This is a genomic window from Bartonella sp. SL317 (assembly GCF_059687655.1).
Genome location: NZ_CM185144.1, coordinates 1,994,694 through 2,014,680, shown reverse-complemented (window position 1 = coordinate 2,014,680; position 19,987 = coordinate 1,994,694). Strand labels below are relative to the sequence as shown.

Here is a 19,987-nt window from a genome sequence, read left to right as displayed (position 1 = left end):
TATAAAAGAAATGCGCTGTCCTTACTGTCAATATGAGGATACACAGGTTAAGGATTCACGTCCCGCGGAAGAGGGGGCGGTTATTCGCCGCCGCCGTGTATGTTCTGTCTGTGGTGGCCGCTTTACAACTTTTGAACGTGTTCAACTGCGTGAGCTCTTAGTAACTAAAAAAAGTGGACGATGTGAGCCGTTCGATCGTGATAAGTTAATGCGATCGGTTGATGTGGCAGTACGTAAGCGTAATATTGATCCTGATCATATTGAACGAGCAATTTCTGGCATTGTGCGTCAGCTTGAAAGTGCGGGGGAACCAGAGATAGCTTCAGAGAAAATTGGACATCTTGTAATGGAAGCATTGAAAAGAATAGATGATATTGCTTATATCCGTTTTGCTTCTGTATATCGAGATTTTCGTAATGCAAGCGATTTTCACGATGTTATTGATGAGTTGTCAAAGAGTATAGCGGATACAGAATCTCGTTTTGATGAATAAAAAAATGCAAGATGAAAGGTTTATGGCTGCAGCTATTCGTTTAGCAGAGCGTCATGTGGGACTTACAGGTGAGAATCCTTCTGTGGGTGCGTTAGTTGTGCAAAACAGTGACGGTGAAGAGCCGTCTATTGTTGGCTATGGCGTAACTGCTCTTCATGGCAAACCTCATGCGGAAGTGCAAGCTTTATGCATGGCTGGTTCTTTGGCTCAAGGAGCGACTGTTTATGTTACTTTAGAACCTTGTGCACATTATGGAAAAACTTCTCCGTGTGTTAATGCCCTTATTGATTCAGGTATTTCTCGGGTTGTTGTTGCTCTGACTGATTGTGATAAACGTGTGAATGGTCGTGGACTTTCTCTTTTGCGTGCGGCTGGTATTGAAGTGGTTGAGGGCATTTTAGCTGAAGAAGCTTTTGAAGCTTTATGGACACATTGGTGTATAAGGAAGGTACAACGCTGTGCTGTTACTTTCAAAATGGCAATTTCTGCCGATAATGGTGTGGGGAAAAAAGAGAAGGGGGGCGTAAAAATTAGTGGAACGCTTTCTCATGCTCATACGCATATTTTACGAGCTCAAAATAATGCTATCCTTGTTGGTCTTGGTACTATACTAGCAGATGATCCACAACTTAACTGCCGTTTGCCAGGGATGGAGATACGCTCACCAATTCGTATTATTTTAGATGCAGATTTATCCATCCCCCTTGATGCAAAAGTTGTTCAAACTGCTATAAAAATTCCGACTTGGGTTATTTGTGATAGTAATCTTTCAAAGAAAAGCAAAAAAAATGCATTGGAGCAATATGGTGTGTCTATTTATTCGATAGAGATGAATAATGGTTGTGTAGAACCCTTTGCGCTTTTACAGATGCTTTATAAGCATGGGATTAATAGTGTTTTACTGGAAGGGGGGGTAAAAACAGGGGAAAACTTTTTGAATGCTGGTTGTGTTGATCATTTGATATGTTTTTATAGCCCTGTTGTTTTAGGAGAAAATCGTATTGAATCTCCTCATTTTGGAAATTATCTTTCGCAGTTTCATAAAGTTGAGACAAGAATGTTTGGAAATGACCGTTTTTATAAATGGAGACGTAAGACATTATGTTCACAGGAATTGTAACGGATATCGGTTGTGTTGAAGATGTTCAGTCTTTAAAACAAGGGATACGTTTAAAGATTACGACACGCTATGCTATAGAAAGTTTAGCAATTGGTGCATCAATTGCGTGTTCAGGAATTTGTCTGACAATTGTGGAACGAGGATTTAAACAAAGAGATTTCAATTGGTTTGTTGTTGAAGCATGGGAAGAGGCATTACGTTTAACGAATCTTTCCCAATGGAAAAAAGGAACTTTTGTTAATTTAGAACGTTCGCTCAAATTGGGTGATGAAATGGGAGGGCATTTGGTTTCTGGTCATATTGATGGTTTGGCTGAAATTATTGAACAAAAAAATGAAGGGGATGCAATTCGTTTTTATTTAAAAGTTTCAAAACCATTTATGCCTTTCATTGTTCCTAAAGGATCTCTTGCACTTAATGGAACATCTTTGACTGTTAATGGTGTTGATGATTGTGTTTTTGATGTTCTAATTATTCGCCATACGCTTGAAATAACAACTTGGGGACAAGCTAAAACTGGAGACTGGGTCAATCTGGAAATTGATCAACTTGCTCGCTATGCTGCTAAGCTTTTAGCTTTTAAAAGAGAAGATAAATAAGCAACAACTCTATTGATCGTCTTTAGAGTTTTATGCTCTATAGTTTTGAGTTTTTTGATTCGTTTTTTGTGGAATTCCGTTATGATGAAAGAGATACGTAAAAAATCTCACGTATTGATTGTTGAAGCACGTTTTTATGAAGATATTTCTGATGCGCTTTTGAAAGGTGCTGTGAGTGCTTTGCAAAAAGCTGAAGTAAGTTATGATATTATAACGGTTCCAGGCACCTTAGAGATACCAGCGGCAATAGCTTTTGCTGAACAAAATAAGATATCTTATGATGGTTATGTTGCACTGGGGTGTGTTATTCGAGGTGAAACATATCACTTTGAAATTGTTGCTAATGATTCTTGTCGGGCATTGATGGATTTAACTGTTCATAAGCACTTAGCCATTGGAAATGGTATTTTAACTGTTGAAAATGAAGAGCAAGCATGGACGCGTGCAAAACAAAATGAAAAAAATAAAGGTGGTTTTGCGGCTGAAGCTGCTTTATGCATGATCGCTCTAAAAAAGAAATTTGGAGATAATCGTTAAATATGGCTGATATAAAAAGCAGACATTTTCCGCGTTCAGCCAATAAACGTGGAGCAGCAAGACTGGCTGCAGTTCAAGCACTTTATCAAATGGATATTGTAGGTTCGGGAGTGATGGAAACGGCAGCTGAATATGAGGCTTATCGTTTGGGAAAAGATATTGATGGAGATCAGTATCTTGAAGCTGATTTTCAATGGTTTTTGGCAATTATAACGGGTGTTGTAAAAGATCAAAAGCAGCTTGACCCTTTGCTTCATCAACAGCTTTCCACAGAATGGTCTCTTTCTCGTCTTGATTCTATATTGCGCGCAATTTTACGAGCAGCTTTATGGGAGATGATCAATCGTAAAGATGTTCCTGTTGCGGTTGTGATGAATGAATATGTTGATATAGCCAAAGCGTTTTTTGAAGGAGATGAGCCAAAACTTGTTAATGCAGTTCTCGACAGTATGGCAAAAAAAGTTAGATCCTAAAAATTACAATTTCCTGCATTATTAGGCCTGATAAAATCAGACCTAATAATATTAAAACGGTATGCAGAGTTATATATCTTAGTGAGGAGCAGGCGGATTCGCAGGGCCTTTTATAATTTGAATTAAGAAAGGATGTTCTTTTGTTACCGTCGGTGTTGTTTTTGTAATAAAATCAAATACCTGACCGTCTTGTAAACCGTAATTAGCAACTTTTGCAACCTGATGGTTTCCATTGAAGTAAATAGCTAAGACTTTTCGATCAATAATCTTTGTTTTCATAAATTGCATCCCACGATAGCGTGTTTGTGAGATGTAATAAAAAACTTCATTATCATAATTTGTTTTTAAGGAAGGGGTTCCTAAAGTTAAAAGAACTTGTTCTTGACTTGAACCAATGGAAATAGAACTTAGAGCATTTTTACCAAGAATATAGCCCTCTCTATAAACTTGGCTTGACCCAGAGGAATCAAGCAAACTACAACCCGCAAGTGTCACGATGCTTGCTATTGACAGACCAACAAACAATTTACGTTTGATTAAGGCCAATATGTGAGGCATTTGAAACAATGATATCTCCTTTTTATACTGAGATGTACGACAAGAAGGCAACCTCAAGTCTTTTCTGATTTTAGCTTAAGTCTACCGTAGCTTACATTGAGTTTCCCTGTTATAGAGCGAATTATGCCATATAGAATTTCTTTAGAAAAGAAAAAAATGATAAAATTCCCTTGAGCTAAATCAAAGCACTGTGCTTTATATGTTTTCATATTTAGGAGTTGTCAATGAATGTTCAAAATGTTTCTCAAATGACATTTGCTTTGGCTTATCAAATATCCGTACGTTCTCTTCCTGCTAAAGGGATCAGAGTTCATCTTTGCGCAAATAAAAAAGAATGTACACATTTAGCTCAGAACCATGATTTAGTTGAAGTAAAATCTTGTGAGGGAAAATTCCATATTTTTCCGTGGAAAAAGCACGGCGTGCGTATAAAAGGTTTGTTACAAGCGCGTATAGTGCAGTTATGTGTTGTGACATTAGAACCATTAGAAAATTTTCTCCGTGAAAATATTGAGGTTGTTTTTGTTCCTGAAGATTCAGATTTGATGAAGCCAAAAATATCAGATGATACACGAGAATTATTTTTAGATGTGGAGGGGCTTGATACCCCAGAAGTTTTTTATGATGACAAAATTGATATTGGTGCACTCATGGAAGAATTTTTTGAGTTGTCTATTAATCATTATCCACGTAAAGAGGGGATAAATATACATGTGGTTAAAAATTTAGAAGAAGCAGAGCAAAAAAATTCGCCATTTTTTGTTTTAAAAAATTTGAAGTAATTGTAAAAACACAAAAAAGTTATCTATTGTATACTATGATAAAAACAGTATTTTCTACAAATCTGTTTTCATAAGGTATGCTTGATAAGTATTCAGGAGCAAAAAATCATAATATATGTTTAAAGACTTTAGTGAAAAAAAGATGTGGGATATGCAAGCGTGATTAGAATTTCTGTAGATGTCATGGGCGGTGATTGTGGTCCAAAAGCAGCTATTGCAGGAGCAGCAATTGTACAAAAAAGATTATCAAATGTTTATTTTCTGTTTTATGGGATAGAGGAGATTGTTAAGCCGATTTTAAAAAAATACCCCAGTTTGGATTCTGTATCGCGCTTTTATCCTACAGAAAGTTATACACGCATGGATGAAAAACCAAGCCAAGCGCTTCGCAATGGGCGTGGTAAATCTTCCATGTGGCATGCTATTGAAGCGGTAAAAAATGGTAAAGCTGATGCTTGTGTTTCTGCTGGTAATACGGGGGCGCTTATGGCCATGTCTTATTTTTGTTTAAAAATGTTAGCAGAGGCTGAACGTCCTGGTATTGCAGGTATTTGGCCTACACTTCGCAATGAGAGTATCGTTTTAGATATTGGAGCAACGATTGGTGCCTCAGCTCGTCAGTTAGTTGATTTGGCGGTTATGGGAGCGGGAATGTTTCGCGCTTTATATCATACTGAAAAACCAAGTGTTGGCCTTTTAAATGTGGGAGTGGAAGAGGCTAAAGGACTTTATGAAATTAAAAAAGCAGGGATGATATTGCGTGAAGTGTCATTAGAAGGATTGGAATATAAAGGATTTGTTGAGGGTAATGACATTGGAAAAGGAACAGTCGATGTTGTTGTAACAGAAGGATTTTCTGGTAATATTGCTTTAAAAACTGCAGAAGGAACGGCACGACAAATAGCAGAGATTTTAAATTCTGCAATGCGCAGTTCTTTTTTAACATCTCTTGGTTATTTTTTATCACGAGATGCTTTTCGTATACTGAAACATAAAATGGATCCCGATAGGGTAAATGGAGGAGTGCTTTTAGGTTTGAATGGTGTTGTCATAAAAAGCCATGGCAGTGCCAATGCTAATGGTTTTGCTTCTGCTATCCGTGTTGGTTATGAGATGGTTCATAATGAACTTTTGCAAAAAATAACGGCTGATTTACGATGGTTTCATGAGAATAAAGAGACACTTTTTAATCAAGAAGATGATACGGTGATGAATGAGGAAGCCTTATGATAAGCTCTTATAATAAAAATGAAAAATCTAAAAAAAAGGTGAGAGCTGAATGATTCGATCAATTATACGTGGTGTAGGAAGTGCTTTGCCCCAAAAAAGCTTGTCAAATGATGAGATTGCAAAGTTTGTTGAAACGTCAGATTCATGGATTGTTCAACGTACTGGAATACATCAACGTTATATTGCTAATAAAAATGAAACAACGGTTTCTTTAGGCATTGAGGCTGCGCGAGAAGCCCTTATAAATGCTGGTTTAACAATAAAAGACATTGATTGTATTATTTTAGCAACCTCAACACCCAATAGAACTTTTCCTGCTTCTGCTGTTGAAATTCAATATGCTTTGGGGATGAGCCATGGATTTGCTTTTGATATTCAAGCGGTGTGCTCTGGTTTTATTTTTGCTTTAACAACAGGAGATGCTTATGTACGCTGTGGAGCTGCTAAAAGGATTTTAGTTATTGGATCCGATACATTTTCTCGAATCTTGGATTGGAAAGATCGTACGACATGTGTTTTATTTGGTGATGGTGCAGGGGCGGCTGTTTTGGAAGCACAAGAAACTGAAGAGCAAAGTATTTTTGAGCGTGGCATATTGTCTGCGAGACTGCGTTCTGATGGTGCTCATATCGATAAGCTGTATGTTGATGGTGGGCCTTCAACAACACAAACGGTAGGCTATTTGCGTATGGAAGGACGGGAAGTTTTTAAATATGCTGTTGGTATGATAACAGATGTGGTTGATGACTGTTTTACAGCGGCAGGTATAGATTCTTCACAACTAGATTGGTTTGTACCGCATCAAGCTAATAGGCGTATTATTGAAGCATCTGCTAAAAAACTGAGAATTTCTCCAGATAAAGTTGTGATTACCATTGATCAACATGGTAATACCTCTGCAGCCTCCGTTCCATTGGCTTTAACAACAGCTGTTAGCGATGGAAGAATAAAAAAAGGAGATCTTGTTATGTTAGAAGCCATGGGTGGTGGGTTTACGTGGGGAGCAGTTCTTATTCGTTGGTAAATTATGGGTGCTTGACCATATTTGAATAAAACGTATAAGTCATTTTGTAATTTTTAATATTTGAATAGGTGGTTATAATGACAAGTAAGACAGTAACGCGTGCAGATTTAGCGAGCGTAGTTTGTAAAAAAGTGGGCTTGTCACATACTGAATCAGCAGCTTTAGTCGAATTGATTTTGGATGAGATTTGCAACTCACTTGTAAGAGGTGAAGCGGTTAAATTATCTTCTTTTGCAACTTTTCAAGTTCGCAGTAAAAATGAACGTGTTGGACGAAATCCCAAAACAGGTGTTGAAGCACCTATTCCGCCGCGACGTGTTGTGACATTTAAGGCTGCGAATGTCCTTAAACAGAGAATTTTAGATTCACATCGTGCAAAACAGAAAAATGATATTCCATAAATAAATATCGTGATAATGTTTGGTATTTGTTAAAAAGTGTATAGAATAAAGATTTGTATTGAAAAAAGGCTATTTAGTAAGAAGTCAAGGTCTTATTTTTGACTAATCTTGTTGAGAAATTGAGACGCAATGAGTCATTATCAAATTATTTGTCGTGCTTTAGATAAGGTGTTGCAAAATGGATAAAAGCTCTGATGCTTTTCGTACAATTAGCGAAGTAGCCGAGTTACTGGAGCTTCCGCAGCATGTCTTAAGATTTTGGGAAACACGTTTTAGGCAGATTAAGCCAATGAAACGCGGGGGAGGGAGGCGCTACTATCGTCCAGTCGATGTTGATTTACTCAATGGTATTAAGCGGTTGTTGTATGATCAAGGCTATACGATAAAAGGTGTGCAACGTCTTTTGAAAGAGAACGGTGTTGCTTTTGTGGCTGCATTTGGTCATGGCGATCTTGATGCCATGAATGTGGTTATAGAGAAAAGACATGCAGGACAAATTTTTGAAAATACGAGCAATAAACTAAAAAAGTCTTCTTTTGGGCTTTTGAGTTTCATGAGGAATGAGGAAGAAACAGCTATTGGTTCCGTGAATCTTTATAAAGATAAAACCGATAAAGCATTGTTGCAAGAAATCCTATTTGAACTCATGGAATGTAAGCGTGTTCTTGATAGAGCTCGATAACAATAATATTTTATACTTTGCTTCTTTTTTTAATGAAATTTACGTTTTAAAAGTTTGTTGTAAGTCGCAACATTGAGCATCTGCGCGGTAATGTGTTTCGTGGAGATATTCAGACGTTTTATGCATATAACTCGGATCAACCACTAACCTACTATGTATCTGTCGTTGACTAATTTTTTTTAAAAAAATTAAATTTAGTTAGATATAAAGAGAGGAAAGAATAAACGCCAAACTTTGTTATTTTTCTTTAGTTTAGCTTTATAACTAAACTCTCAAGGGATGTTAAAGCAATATCTGGTCAGCAAAGTTGCGGATTCTTTTATCGTATAGAATGCTATCGGGTTATCAATTCACGTACTCTGTTAAAGGGTATTTCTTACAGCTTCTCAAGCCCATTTCGCGATTATATGTAAAGGGCATAACGATAAAGCCATTAAGCCCTTCCATCTTTACATTTATAAGTAACAAGATGACATCATCATGATATGTAAGCGCGCTTTCCCAGTATGCACGACGACCCTTCTATTTGAGACGGGGCATTATTGTAGACATTTTAAAAACTCTTTCTAAATAGTTTTTATTCATATGGCACAGATTCGAATTATTACATGCAAACGAATAATTTTGATTGATTTAATATAAATAAATTTAAAATGAAAAAATCCTATGATATTGAAGATTCTCGTTTAAGATAAATAGCGGTAGATATATATCATTATAAATCAAATTGTTATCTTTTTTATAAGAATATCTTACGAATAAGACACATCATTATTCAACTCAGTTACATATTTGTGATAATCTTGTTTTCAGTTTTCTTGCCTAAGGTTGTACTAATTATCATAATGATTTTCTGTGTATCACCAATAAAGTAAAAGATTAATTGCTATTGTTAATATGCGCGTGCTTATGGTTTACTTTTAAACAGCTTATAGCTCCCACATTCAATCTTATCATCAACCTTTCTTATGGATTATGATTCATGATTTTTTTGGAGATTATAAATGACCGTTTATAGTAAAGATTAATATTCTACGACCTTTTGTGATGTTATGCGTTTATTACACGCTGTAAATCAGGAGGTGTTGCCTCATTTGAGAGTTGCTTAATGGCATCTTCTACAGATAAAAGAGTTTGATTTGGGCTTCCTAAGCAACGCATATTTACACTGTTTGTTTCAGCTTCACGTTTACCACAGACCAAAATGACGGGAACTTTTTGTAAAGAATGTTCTCGTATTTTATAGTTAATTTTTTCATTGCGAAGATCTGTTGTTACAGAAAGCCCAACAGCTCTAAGCTTTGCTGTTATTTTTTGGGCATATTCATTGGCTTCGGCTGTAATTGTTGCAACAACAACTTGTTCTGGAGCAAGCCAAAGTGGCATATGCCCAGCAAAATTTTCAATTAATATACCAAGAAAACGCTCCATTGATCCAAAAATGGCGCGATGAATCATAACAGGCTGGCGCTTTTCTGAGTTTTTATCAATATAGAATGCCCCAAAACGTTCAGGGAGATTAAAGTCTATTTGTGTCGTTCCACATTGCCATTCACGACCGATAGCATCCTTTAATGTATATTCAAATTTTGGACCATAAAAGGCTCCTTCACCCGGAAGAATACTTGTTTTGATTTGTCCCGCAAATTTTGTTTCAATCGTTTTAAGGACAGATTGCATAATATTTTCTGCATGATCCCATAACGCATCAGATCCAACGCGTTTTTCTGGACGCGTTGAAAGCTTAAGACTGATTTCTTTAAAGCCAAAATCGGCATAAGTTGATAAAATAAGATCATTAATACTCAGGCATTCATCGGCTAATTGTTCATCAGTACAAAAAATATGCGCATCATCTTGAGTAAAGCCACGCACACGCATAAGACCGTGTAAAGAGCCTGAAGGTTCATAACGATGAACAAGACCAAACTCAGCAAGTCGAATAGGCAAATCACGATAAGATTTTAAACCATGTTTAAAAATTTGCACATGACCAGGACAATTCATTGGTTTAAGAGCATAAACATTCCCATGGTCTGCATCTTCTGCTGCTGGAATTACTTTGAACATGTTCTCCTTATACCAACCCCAATGCCCCGATATTTCCCAAAGAGATCGATCGAGAACTTGTGGTGCATTAACTTCAGCATATTGATGATCATCAAGGCGTCTACGCATATAGTTGATCAAGTTTTGGAACATTTTCCAGCCTTTTTGGTGCCAAAAAATCATTCCTGGCCCTTCTTCTTGAAAATGAAACAAATCCATTTCACGTCCCAAACGGCGATGATCACGTTTTTCAGCTTCCTCTAGCATATGGAGGTAGGCTTTTAAGTCATTTTCATGCGCAAATGCTGTTCCATAAATTCTCGTAAGCATAGGATTATTTGCATCGCCACGCCAATAAGCTCCTGCGACTTTCATTAATTTGAAAGCATTGCCAATTTGCCCTGTCGATTGCATGTGTGGTCCGCGACAAAGATCAAACCATTCTCCTTGATAATAGATTTTTAAATCTTGATTGTCTGGGATGCTTTCAATAAGTTCAACTTTATAAAATTCCTTTTTCTCAGAAAAAACGCTTTTTGCTTTTTCACGAGACCAAATTTCTTTTCTAAAAGGTTTATTGCGTTGAATAATTTCACGCATTTTCTTTTCAATGACGGTAAGATCATCCAACGTAAAAGGTTGTTGGCGTGCAAAGTCATAATAGAACCCATTCTCTATGACAGGACCTATTGTCACTTGTGTATCAGGAAAGAGTTCTTGCACTGCTTCAGCAAGGACATGGGCGCAATCATGTCTTATGAGCTCAAGAGCCCGTGAATCTTCTCGAGTGATAATCTCTACTTGACCAGATTGTCCCAATGGATCCGATAAATCTCGCATGATGCCATCAAGACTATAGGCGACTGCTTTTTTTGCGAGTGATTTAGAAATGGATTCTGCTAATTCCAAGCCTGTCATTTCGGTGGGGTAATTACGTTTTGAACCATCGGGAAAAGAAAGAGAAACAGAGCAAGACATAAAAACACCCTCTTAATCCAATTCCGCCAACGATTGCGGATGGTTTCGTGAAAATTGAGTAAAAAGCTTATAGACTATCTTTTCTATCAATACATATGAAAAAAGAAAAGGATTATTTATTGTGTTTGTCAGAAATTTTCCAATAACGCCAAGGTTTATAAAAACAACAAGAATTTCCAAGCGAAGGGGGGACTGGATCAAAGCCATCTGTTCCAAAGGGACCACAACGTATGATACGAAAGAGTCCCATCCATGCACCAGCCCAAAGCCCATGGCGTGCGATCGCTTCATATATATATTCTGAACAAGTTGGGGCATGGCGACACTGATTACCTATAAGACTCGAAAGTGTTATTTGATAGAAACGTATAAAGAAAATTCCCAATAATCGTCCAGGTGTTTTTTGCCAAGCACCGGTGTAATTTCGAGTCATCTTTTTTTGTCGAAACTGTGATTTGAGCATTTATTTCTTTCAATTTGTTGAATACAGTCCATCGTTGCATCAAAGGGTAATAGTGTTGCAGCATGGCGTACTTTATAGTCTTTAATAGGCTGTAAGCAAGAAAAATCCTCAAAGGGAGCTTGAGGAGAAGGTCCATTTTGCGTTAGCATTTGATAAATAATTTCACGTAATATTTTAAGATCTTGTGTTGTTTGTCCAATGATATGAGATGCTAAAAGTGACGTTGCGGCTTGTCCTAGCACACATGCGTGTATTTCATGAGCAAAGTCTGTAACGATATGATCTTCTACCTTTAGATCTACAGTGATTGTTGAGCCGCAAGGATATGCACTTTTTTTTGATGTTGCATCAGGATTATCAAGACGCCCAATTCTGCTTATATGCGCAGCATATTCAAGTATTTTATCACTGTAGATATCATCAATCATGCACTATATTGCCTGAAACTTTGAGAGACGTGATTGTTTAAACTTTTAATTCGCTTATATAGAGATTATACAAAATGGAATAGGTCTGTAGCAAATGTTTTGTATAGAATTAAGGTTGGAGTTTTTGAATGCATAATAAAGAAGGCACAAAGGATTCTCTTTTATCTAAAGAAAAGAGTCCGAGTATTGAAGAGGTAGAAGAAGCGATTCGTACATTACTCTTATGGGTGGGTGAAAATCCAAGTAGAGAAGGGCTTTTAGAAACTCCAAGACGTATAGCCAAGGCATATCGCGAGCTTTTTAATGGTTATCATCAATCGGTTGAAGAAACTTTAGGTACCGTTTTTGAAGAGGTGTCTGGATACAATGAATCGGTAGTCGTAAAGAATATTCCTTTTTATTCGCACTGTGAACATCATATGATCCCAATTATAGGGAAAGCGCACATAGCCTATCTTCCAGATGCAAAAATTGTTGGTCTTTCAAAAATTGCGCGTGTTGTAGATATTTTTTCTCGTCGTTTACAAACACAAGAAGCGATGACAGCGCAAGTGGCTCAAGCTTTGAAAATCCACCTAAAACCTCGTGGTGTAGCCGTATTGATTGAGGCTGAACACATGTGTATGGCTATGAGAGGAATCCAAAAGCAGGGATCTACAACAATTACAAAAAAATTTCATGGTTATTATGAAAAAAATCAAGCTGCACAAGCCCATTTTATAATGATGGTCCAAAGATCATAATAAAGCCTATATTTTTAGTAATCACTACTAAGTTATAAACCATCCGGATAAAATAAATTATAGGAAAGAGAAAATTGGCTTGTACCTTTCTTTGTGATTTGTTAAAGGCTGAAGATCAAAATGCTTCGCTTAATAAGCATGTGCGGTCGTGGCGGAATTGGTAGACGCGCAGCGTTGAGGTCGCTGTGGGGCAACCCGTGGAAGTTCGAGTCTTCTCGACCGCACCATTAGAATTAATTTCTCATTAACGAGAGGAATCTGTATAGAGAGGGGGACTATGCGCATTATAGAAAAATCTTTCCCATTATAGAAAAATCTTTCTTTGTATGTTATTTATTGATGTGTTTCTCGTAACAGTTCATTTTTTATTACTTTGTCTGTGTATTTGAAATGTTATTTTTTTAAGAATTTGGTGGAGCTACAGTGAGAAGTATAGTGATTTTAAGGTATTTAACACTTCTTATTTTGGTTTCTTTATTATCAGCATGTAGCGATTCGCGTGCTGTTCTTTGGCATGGAGTGCATGCAACCCCTTCTATGACTGCTGTACAAAAGGAAGTTGAAGAGAAACCTATTTCTCCAAAAGCCATCGTTCCAGTGTATGTTGCAACAAGCCGTATGATGCAAAATAATTACGCTCAACCTTATGGCTCAGAGCGATCAAATAAAGTACATTATAACCGCATTGATGTAGGAATTCCTCAGAAACATGTAAAGGGAGTTGTTGAAATAAATGCGTATAAACCTACACATGATAAGTATTTTGCAGCAGTAGCATTGCAAAAATACGATAATAAAAAAGAGTTTAAGCAGCAATTAAATGCTGCTTTAGCAAAAAAGCCAAAAGGAAAAAGAGAAATTTTTCTTTTTATCCATGGATATAATAATAATTTTGCAGATGGGACATTTCGTACGGCGCAGTTTACATACGATTATTCTTTAGATGTTGTCGCTGTACATTATTCTTGGCCCTCTGCTGGGTCAATCCCTCTTTATATTTATGATCGTGACAGTGCTAATTTCGCTCGTGATGGATTGATAGAGCTTTTGACACTTATTAGTGAAACCAGTGCTGATCAAATTTCGGTTATTGCGCATTCTATGGGCAATTTTGTTATAATGGAAGCATTTAGAACCTTAGCCTTACAAGGAAAATATAAACCTATTCGTCGTATTACAAGTTTTTTAATGGCTGCACCAGATATTGATATTGACGTATTTGAGCGCCAACTTAATGATATTAAAAAACTCCCACAGCCAACAGCTATTTTAGTATCTAGAGCGGATAAAGCTCTTGCTGTTTCAGGGCGTCTTACAGGTGGGCATCATCGTGTCGGAGATGGTTCAGATATTGAAATGTTGCGTAAAAATGGAATAGCTGTTCTTGATTTTTCTCATGTGGATGGAGGGGCACACAATGTATTTGCGTCTTCACCAACATTGATGGCTCTTTCTCGAGAAGGTTCTTTAGCTTCAACAATTATGCAAGGCACAGAGTTGTCACCTAGTCAAGCGCTTCTTGCTGATGGTAGTAGCGTATTGGAAAAAACAACACATCTTATCCTTTATGCCCCCATACGTTTTCTTTCTCCGCGAATTTCACGTTGATCGTAAAAAGAGAGAAGAGGCTCATCGAATAATGTATTGGGATAATATTTTTTAGTACTTTCTTTAGAATAGCTTTGTAAAATAGAAAATAGATAGCGGGATGGATGTAAAAACCAATTATTAGGTGGTTTTGAGATGATTGCACCGGAACGCTACGGTAATACGCCTAAAGTTATTGACTATTTATCTCATTCCGCAATTAATTTGTTAAACATTCATGCGATGCTTGTGAAGGTGAGAAAAGGTGATATGGGGGAAAAACCAAATTTATTGCGTCAAATTAATTCTACAAAAAAACAATTAGACGAGATAAGCCACGCTCTTATTTTAGAATACCGTAAGCGCCAAGAAAATGAGCGCTTTTTAAAACAGGTGTTGCTATCTATTTCCGATCAACTTTTTTCACTTAATAATGGTTTTAAGGAAACAGGACGGCTTTTCTTTCAAGAAATTAGAATGCTTCAATCTCAGATACAATGCTTATACGAGGGTAAAGAGAAGCTACATTTGTTGAATAGTCAAGAAGCTTTTTGTTCTCCATCAAAAATTGATGAAGTCATTAAACAGTTACAAAAAGCTCGAGAAAAGCTCATTCTTGAAAGCCCACATCTCTTTGAGAAAAAGCATAAAAGCTAAAAAATAAAAGTTCTTTTAGTTGAGCCGATAGATAATTTTAATTTTACAGAAAAAGGGATACTAGAAGGTTATGGTTTTTTAATAAAAGAATTTTCATTATCATATAAGACATGCTTATTTGATAAGCACACTCTTTGTCGCATTAAAACATTAATAAAAAAATTAAAAATTAAAGAAAAAATCTTAAATCAAAAATTTAAGGTGATCTAAAAGGTGAACAAGAAGGTGGATTAAGAGAGGGCGATTCATAGATTATCAGCAGCATTGGTAAAAGCATCTTCTTAAGAAAAATATTATGATGGGGCGGGGCTGTAGTCGAATATTCGAAAAGAGAATACACATTCTTAGTTTTTTCGCTATACATACTACAATAAGCGCCGTAAATGGGGCTTGGTTCTGCCACAAGACTTTCTTTAAAGGAGCGCGTGAGCTTGCTAAATATTATAGCGATATTCTTAAAGAAGGCAATGATCCTATTGTCTTTCTGAGAACAAACTGTCTTAAAACAGCAAAGTAATAGCTTTAAAGAGTTGTGCAGGCGGCTTTTGAAAGTAAAAAAGCAGATACGGTATGAAAAGCACTTAATCGTATTAACATTTGTTTCAAATATGCTGCGGTCTTTGGTTTGGATGTTTATCTACAGGCTTGTATGAAAGCACGCGCCCTTTTAGGAAAGCCTCGTACTACATCACAAATATTCCGGCTATGTCTTGGCAAGAGGTTCCAGCATTTTATCAGAATTTGGATGATAAAATCCTTTCAAATTTAGCACTGAAATTACTTATTTTAACTGGGGTACAGTCATATCTATTGCGATATTTACGTCTTGAACAAATAGAGAAGAATATATGGATAATATCGAAAGAAAATATGAAAAGTATTGTAGGAAATTCATGTGCCATTGAGTGATGAAGTCTTAAAAGTGATTGAAAAATCTCTTCCTTTTGAAACTCCCCTTTGAAAAAAATGGTTTTTTATTTGCTGGTCTTACCGGCAAGCCAATTTCTGATACAAGTATGGCAAAATATATGACCGTTTGTAGTTTGACTTATCGCCCCCATGGTTTCCGTTCACGCTTATGGGATTGGATAGCAGAAACAACGTCAACACCATTTGAAATTGCCGAAACTGTTCTTGCCCATTCAGTTGGTAGTTCAGTTACAAAAGCTTATATGCGGACAGATTTTTTAGAAGAACACCATGCCCTCATGGAACAGTGGGCAGCGTTTATAACAGAAGCGGCATGATAAAGTATTCACAGCCATTAGAGTAAAGATATAATCGTTCTTATTCTACCCTAATGGTAATCCTAAAGCTTCAAAGAAGCGCTTATGTCTTTTTTCGGCGTCAGCTATGAGCTTATTAAATGAAATCACCTCTATATAGGATTTATAGCTCTGGTGATATCCAAAATATCCCATACAATCGCCTGATTCTGTTAAATCCCAACGTTTACAACAGCTTTTCACTGTGTCAGTTAGATCACAGATGATATAACAGTAACCGGGAACTTTTCCCTCCAAATCTATTGGACGTCCCTTTGGGGTACATACTTTACCCTTACGAATTTCTTTTAAATAAGTCATGACCTGTTGAATAGGATCTGTTTTAATACCAGCTTTTGCATCATTTCTCATGGGACGCTTAATTTCTACTATAGTAAGAGATGCCAAAGGAGAATATTCTGAATCCCCTTTGCTATCTGATACTAATAAAGGATTCTCATAGAGATAATTATCACACAATTTTAAACTACATATATCAGGTCTTTCCTTTGCAATAGATCCTGTAATAGGCATTTTTTGTAATGGGAGATCAGAAGCTAAATAATCATAGATTGTATAGTGTGTATATTAATTCGCATTAAATTCGTTATTTATCAATATGTTAAGTGTACAATGTCCAGTCGATTTGAAAATTCTGTCGCTAGCGATAGTTCGCGCTCGTCCGCCCCGCAACGAAGCCAACCCGCTGGAAAGTACCTTTTGCATTGATTTTATTGGTTTTTTTATGGAAAAAGCAAAGCATAAGCGATGATCTGTTTTTGAAATTACAATAAGAATATGGAATGCGTAAACTAATAACTATATGTAATGTATAGATAAAGCTTAAGAACATGATCTAGCCTCTTTTATTGGCAGCGTATTCTTGACGAGAAAGTTGAATCTGTATGTTTTTGGTTAATCTTTCATTGGCTTTTTTTATAATAGAATTTGTAATCTCTGGCTTAGACATCACTATAGCAATTGAAGGTCCTTCTTGTTTTGCAATGGGGAATTTATCGTCGTCTACTCTTTGAAAAACATGACCATTCATTTTTTTTAATTCAACACGCTTTGGAAAATTTCCCCCCTTAATAAAACCATGGGGCAAGATTTCTTTCTTTCCAAACATTGTGTAGGTCACACCGCGTTTTGTTTCTTTTGCTTGAAAAAATTTAAGAGGCAAGGGTGTTCCAGAACCAATGATATCTGTCTCGAGAAACTTTGCGGTAGCTTTTCCTTTAATATAAATACCTTTTTTGATACGCTTTAGTTGGGCTGATGAGAGGTCGGAAACTTGCTTTTCAGTAAAGCGTTCGATTTGTTTTGCTGAAGTATTTATAGCGTTCCGCAAAGCCCAATTAAGACGTGGTGCTTGAAGATTGGTAAAGGGATCTTTTACCTGTTGAAGATACCATTCTTGATGGATGATTAATTTCAACTTTTAAGCTTTTTTGTCGTAGGTGTTGATGATTTGGAAACTTTAGATGTTTCGGTCTGTTGAAGTGAAATTTCTTCTGCACTTGGTTCAGAGGATATCTGTACGGCTTCTTTTTCTATTGGCTTAATTGGTTCATTTATCTTTTCAGATTTTATTGTTGTTTTACTTTCCAAAAAAGGTTTTGCGGCATTGGCGCGTTTGAGGCGTGCGTAGACTTGATTGGAAACCTCCACAAATGGATTATTTAAAGTTGATGTTTCAAAACGAACAGTGCTTTTGTTGTCGCCAACAACACACATTGGTTTGGTGATGATTGCTTTCATCTTCACTCCTTTTGAGGAAGTTAATTAATGACATTATTGGTCAATGAATGGCTTTTGATGTGTGCAAAATAGATAATCCAGTTTTTTTAATAAAAACAGTAAGTTAAACTACTTTTAAAGCTTAATATTTTAACAAATTTTAAGGGATTTTTTTGAATTTTAGACACAATACGACCAGTGACAGCACAGGCATTAAATAAAATTTTCTACGTATTGTCAATAGAAAAAATCTATATTTTGTATTTTTTTAATTTTACCTCAATTTGGTGCTCAGAGAAATAAAATGACGCAAAATTTCTCTATTCAAATAAATCTTTTACATGACTTTTCTCGCCTCTCAAAGAACGGTGTTTTACGACAACAAGATAAAAATTTGAAGAAACTACGTAAGGAATGTTGATAGTTTAGCAAGGACTTCGTTCATAATCATGGGGGGAACTGTTTCCATTTTCTTACCCTGACGCGCTCTAATATCCAAAGCGCGTGGTTGGTCACAACGTATCACACCGGTTGTATGCAATCCCACCCCCATTAATGAGACAGCAAAACCTGCTGTTCTAGCAAAATTTCCTCCGCTTGTAATAGGTAAGACAATGGGTATTTTCGTTACACGATTAAACGCTTCTGGTGATACAATCAATACAGGACGCGTTCCCTTTTGTTCATAACCCGCAGATGGGTCAAGAGACACAAGCCAAATTTCTCCCCGCTTCATCACAAGAGCTCGCTACCAACAGCTTTAGCATCAAACCACTCCATATCCTCATCCGCAAAATCATCTGAAGGATTACATTGGGCTAATAATTCATCAAGAGTGTAACGAGGAAATTTCTGCGGTTTCACAATCAATTGTCCATTATCAACAGCCAAACCAACTTGCGTATTTTCTGTAAGATGAAGAACATCAAGCAATGCAGGCGGTATAGAAAGCATCACTGACCCTCCAACTTTACGCAATTTTGTTGTATGCATAAAAACACCCTCTCTAAAATATTATATAAAAATATAACATTTTAAAAGCTATTTCAAGAGTTTTTGATGCTTTTATAAAAATACTCATAAAACTTTACCATTTATTTTTGGGGTCAAAATATTTTTGAAGAGCATTAAGAACGATACGTAATGAAGGTACAAGATATGATAATCCTTGATCTTCTATAACAAGGTATTGTAATGCAGCATAAAAATTATACTGTCTGTAAAGATGTTGTGTTTCTTTTATTACCTCTTGCATATTTGAAAATTGTTTTGTTGTAAATTCAACCCATTTTTTTCTAGCTGCTTCATCAGAAGATGAGGGCATTTCATCATAAATTGCACTAGGTAATGTTTTTGCACATAAATAATCATTTTTCACTTCAAGATATTTTTGTGCTGCATCGTATTGATCTTGATTAAGGTTGCCTTGCAGATAAAGCCGTCCGATATAGGTACCGGAAAGCGGATTTTTTGCTTCTTCTATGGTCAAACAGAAGCGTTTGGCACGCATTTCAATTGCCAATTTATCGATAGGGTCACGAGGCATTTTGGTTCGTGAGATACGACCATTTGGTTCTCTGATACAACCTTCAATGCGAGGACGACCGCGTTTTGCTCGTTTTTTTCTTTTTGTCATATTTTTTCAATCAAAATGGCACGCTGTCATTAAGAGATGCGCTATAATCGGAGGCACCAGAGGCTGTAGCATAATTTTGAGAAGTCACGGGTGAGGGGGGAGATTGCTCTTTCTTTGCATCAAGCAAATACAATTCACCTTTGTATTGTGACAAAACAATTTCTGTTGTGTAACGGTCATGACCATTTTTATCTTGCCATTTACGGGTTTGTAATTTGCCTTCTACGTAAACCTTTGAACCTTTGTTTAAGTATTGAAGCGCAATTTTTGCCAAATGTGGATTAAACACTACCACGGAATGCCATTCTATTTTCTCTACTTTTTGGTGCGTGTTTTTATCTGTATAGCTCTCAGAGGTTGCCAACCGAAAATTGACCACTTCTGCACCAGAATTCATCGTTTTGCTCTCTGGATTATCCCCTAAATAGCCAATTAAAGTCACTTTATTCAACATGTTTGTAAGTTCCATTTGATTTGCATTTTATACATATAAAATTTTATCATAATTTGTTTATTTTTTCAATTATTTCAATTTATTAATC

General features: G+C 36.4%; 24 protein-coding genes, 1 tRNA gene and 1 pseudogene. 15 read left to right on the top strand and 11 right to left on the bottom strand.

The features are described 5' to 3' along the window. Positions 1-10: 10 nt before the first annotated feature. From nrdR to nusB, 5 genes are all read left to right on the top strand, one after another. A complete protein-coding gene (gene nrdR, locus AC6ER9_RS08490; protein WP_497074286.1) occupies positions 11-493 on the top strand; it encodes a transcriptional regulator NrdR in 483 nt (160 codons plus the stop codon). Then, positions 486-1,613 carry a bifunctional diaminohydroxyphosphoribosylaminopyrimidine deaminase/5-amino-6-(5-phosphoribosylamino)uracil reductase RibD gene (gene ribD / locus AC6ER9_RS08485; protein ID WP_497075340.1) on the top strand — a complete coding sequence of 376 codons (1,128 nt, stop codon included), beginning with the start codon at positions 486-488 and terminating at the stop codon, positions 1,611-1,613. The genes nrdR and ribD overlap by 8 nt, the downstream gene beginning before the upstream one ends. Then, positions 1,595-2,212 (top strand): riboflavin synthase, encoded by a 618-nt coding sequence (locus tag AC6ER9_RS08480; protein WP_497074285.1) that lies wholly within the window; start codon positions 1,595-1,597, stop codon positions 2,210-2,212. Before ribD ends, AC6ER9_RS08480 begins: the two co-directional genes overlap by 19 nt. 81 nt (positions 2,213-2,293) lie before the next feature. Further along, entirely contained in the window at positions 2,294-2,749 is a 456-nt protein-coding gene (locus tag AC6ER9_RS08475) for a 6,7-dimethyl-8-ribityllumazine synthase (protein WP_497074284.1), read from the top strand. 2 nt (positions 2,750-2,751) lie between these two features. Then, positions 2,752-3,222 carry a transcription antitermination factor NusB gene (nusB, locus tag AC6ER9_RS08470; RefSeq protein WP_497074283.1) on the top strand — a complete coding sequence of 157 codons (471 nt, stop codon included), beginning with the start codon at positions 2,752-2,754 and terminating at the stop codon, positions 3,220-3,222. Positions 3,223-3,300: 78 nt separating this feature from the next. On the opposite strand, the gene AC6ER9_RS08465 is transcribed toward nusB, so the two are convergent. Continuing rightward, positions 3,301-3,780, bottom strand: a complete 480-nt coding sequence (locus AC6ER9_RS08465; protein ID WP_497075337.1) for an outer membrane protein assembly factor BamE — start codon at positions 3,778-3,780, stop codon at positions 3,301-3,303. Positions 3,781-4,004: 224 nt separating this feature from the next. Here AC6ER9_RS08465 and AC6ER9_RS08460 point away from each other — a divergent pair, with 224 nt between their 5' ends. From AC6ER9_RS08460 to AC6ER9_RS08440, 5 genes are all read left to right on the top strand, one after another. Beyond that, positions 4,005-4,562, top strand: coding sequence for a YceD family protein (locus AC6ER9_RS08460; protein ID WP_497074282.1), 558 nt, complete (start codon positions 4,005-4,007; stop codon positions 4,560-4,562). 159 nt (positions 4,563-4,721) lie between these two features. After that, on the top strand, positions 4,722-5,792 hold the full coding sequence (gene plsX, locus AC6ER9_RS08455) for a phosphate acyltransferase PlsX (protein ID WP_497074281.1): 1,071 nt from the start codon (positions 4,722-4,724) through the stop codon (positions 5,790-5,792). 49 nt (positions 5,793-5,841) lie between these two features. After that, positions 5,842-6,816 (top strand): beta-ketoacyl-ACP synthase III, encoded by a 975-nt coding sequence (locus tag AC6ER9_RS08450; RefSeq protein ID WP_497074280.1) that lies wholly within the window; start codon positions 5,842-5,844, stop codon positions 6,814-6,816. Positions 6,817-6,893: 77 nt separating this feature from the next. Continuing rightward, the gene (locus AC6ER9_RS08445; protein ID WP_497074279.1) at positions 6,894-7,217 is read left to right on the top strand and encodes an integration host factor subunit alpha; all 324 of its coding nucleotides are present in this window, start codon (positions 6,894-6,896) and stop codon (positions 7,215-7,217) included. 178 nt (positions 7,218-7,395) lie between these two features. Then, positions 7,396-7,899, top strand: a complete 504-nt coding sequence (locus tag AC6ER9_RS08440; RefSeq protein ID WP_497074278.1) for a MerR family transcriptional regulator — start codon at positions 7,396-7,398, stop codon at positions 7,897-7,899. A gap of 1,050 nt (positions 7,900-8,949) precedes the next feature. Here AC6ER9_RS08440 and thrS read toward each other — a convergent pair. The 3 genes from thrS to AC6ER9_RS08425 form a co-directional block, all read right to left on the bottom strand. Then, positions 8,950-10,926 carry a threonine--tRNA ligase gene (thrS, locus tag AC6ER9_RS08435; RefSeq protein ID WP_497074277.1) on the bottom strand — a complete coding sequence of 659 codons (1,977 nt, stop codon included), beginning with the start codon at positions 10,924-10,926 and terminating at the stop codon, positions 8,950-8,952. Between the two features lie 112 nt (positions 10,927-11,038). Further along, entirely contained in the window at positions 11,039-11,389 is a 351-nt protein-coding gene (gene yidD, locus AC6ER9_RS08430) for a membrane protein insertion efficiency factor YidD (protein ID WP_497074276.1), read from the bottom strand. Then, positions 11,356-11,817 carry an iron-sulfur cluster assembly scaffold protein gene (locus AC6ER9_RS08425; RefSeq protein ID WP_497074275.1) on the bottom strand — a complete coding sequence of 154 codons (462 nt, stop codon included), beginning with the start codon at positions 11,815-11,817 and terminating at the stop codon, positions 11,356-11,358. Before AC6ER9_RS08425 ends, yidD begins: the two co-directional genes overlap by 34 nt. Positions 11,818-11,945: 128 nt before the next feature. Between AC6ER9_RS08425 and folE the strand changes: the two genes are divergently transcribed. The 5 genes and pseudogenes from folE to AC6ER9_RS08400 all read left to right on the top strand — a co-directional run bounded on the left by folE (position 11,946) and on the right by AC6ER9_RS08400 (position 16,051). Next, positions 11,946-12,560 carry a GTP cyclohydrolase I FolE gene (folE, locus tag AC6ER9_RS08420; protein ID WP_497074274.1) on the top strand — a complete coding sequence of 205 codons (615 nt, stop codon included), beginning with the start codon at positions 11,946-11,948 and terminating at the stop codon, positions 12,558-12,560. Between the two features lie 142 nt (positions 12,561-12,702). Next, positions 12,703-12,787: transfer RNA gene (locus tag AC6ER9_RS08415), tRNA-Leu, on the top strand. Between the two features lie 196 nt (positions 12,788-12,983). After that, the gene (locus tag AC6ER9_RS08410) at positions 12,984-14,168 is read left to right on the top strand and encodes an alpha/beta hydrolase (protein ID WP_497074273.1); all 1,185 of its coding nucleotides are present in this window, start codon (positions 12,984-12,986) and stop codon (positions 14,166-14,168) included. Between the two features lie 135 nt (positions 14,169-14,303). Further along, positions 14,304-14,804 (top strand): hypothetical protein, encoded by a 501-nt coding sequence (locus tag AC6ER9_RS08405; RefSeq protein ID WP_497074272.1) that lies wholly within the window; start codon positions 14,304-14,306, stop codon positions 14,802-14,804. Between the two features lie 309 nt (positions 14,805-15,113). Further along, positions 15,114-16,051 (top strand): annotated as a pseudogene (locus AC6ER9_RS08400) (tyrosine-type recombinase/integrase). 45 nt (positions 16,052-16,096) lie between these two features. On the opposite strand, the gene AC6ER9_RS08395 reads toward AC6ER9_RS08400, so the two are convergent. The 7 genes from AC6ER9_RS08395 to ssb all read right to left on the bottom strand — a co-directional run bounded on the left by AC6ER9_RS08395 (position 16,097) and on the right by ssb (position 19,899). Continuing rightward, positions 16,097-16,603 (bottom strand): hypothetical protein, encoded by a 507-nt coding sequence (locus AC6ER9_RS08395; protein WP_497074271.1) that lies wholly within the window; start codon positions 16,601-16,603, stop codon positions 16,097-16,099. 322 nt (positions 16,604-16,925) lie between these two features. Further along, positions 16,926-17,507, bottom strand: coding sequence for a hypothetical protein (locus AC6ER9_RS08390; protein WP_497074270.1), 582 nt, complete (start codon positions 17,505-17,507; stop codon positions 16,926-16,928). After that, a complete protein-coding gene (locus AC6ER9_RS08385; RefSeq protein WP_497074269.1) occupies positions 17,504-17,830 on the bottom strand; it encodes a hypothetical protein in 327 nt (108 codons plus the stop codon). The genes AC6ER9_RS08390 and AC6ER9_RS08385 overlap by 4 nt, the downstream gene beginning before the upstream one ends. Before the next feature lie 382 nt (positions 17,831-18,212). Beyond that, positions 18,213-18,545 carry a type II toxin-antitoxin system PemK/MazF family toxin gene (locus AC6ER9_RS08380; protein WP_497075335.1) on the bottom strand — a complete coding sequence of 111 codons (333 nt, stop codon included), beginning with the start codon at positions 18,543-18,545 and terminating at the stop codon, positions 18,213-18,215. Further along, positions 18,545-18,802 (bottom strand): AbrB/MazE/SpoVT family DNA-binding domain-containing protein, encoded by a 258-nt coding sequence (locus tag AC6ER9_RS08375; protein ID WP_497074268.1) that lies wholly within the window; start codon positions 18,800-18,802, stop codon positions 18,545-18,547. Before AC6ER9_RS08375 ends, AC6ER9_RS08380 begins: the two co-directional genes overlap by 1 nt. A 94-nt stretch (positions 18,803-18,896) precedes the next feature. After that, complete coding sequence (locus tag AC6ER9_RS08370) at positions 18,897-19,445, bottom strand: hypothetical protein (protein ID WP_497074267.1); 549 nt, start codon at positions 19,443-19,445, stop codon at positions 18,897-18,899. Between the two features lie 10 nt (positions 19,446-19,455). Next, entirely contained in the window at positions 19,456-19,899 is a 444-nt protein-coding gene (gene ssb / locus AC6ER9_RS08365) for a single-stranded DNA-binding protein (RefSeq protein ID WP_497074266.1), read from the bottom strand. Positions 19,900-19,987: the final 88 nt, after the last annotated feature.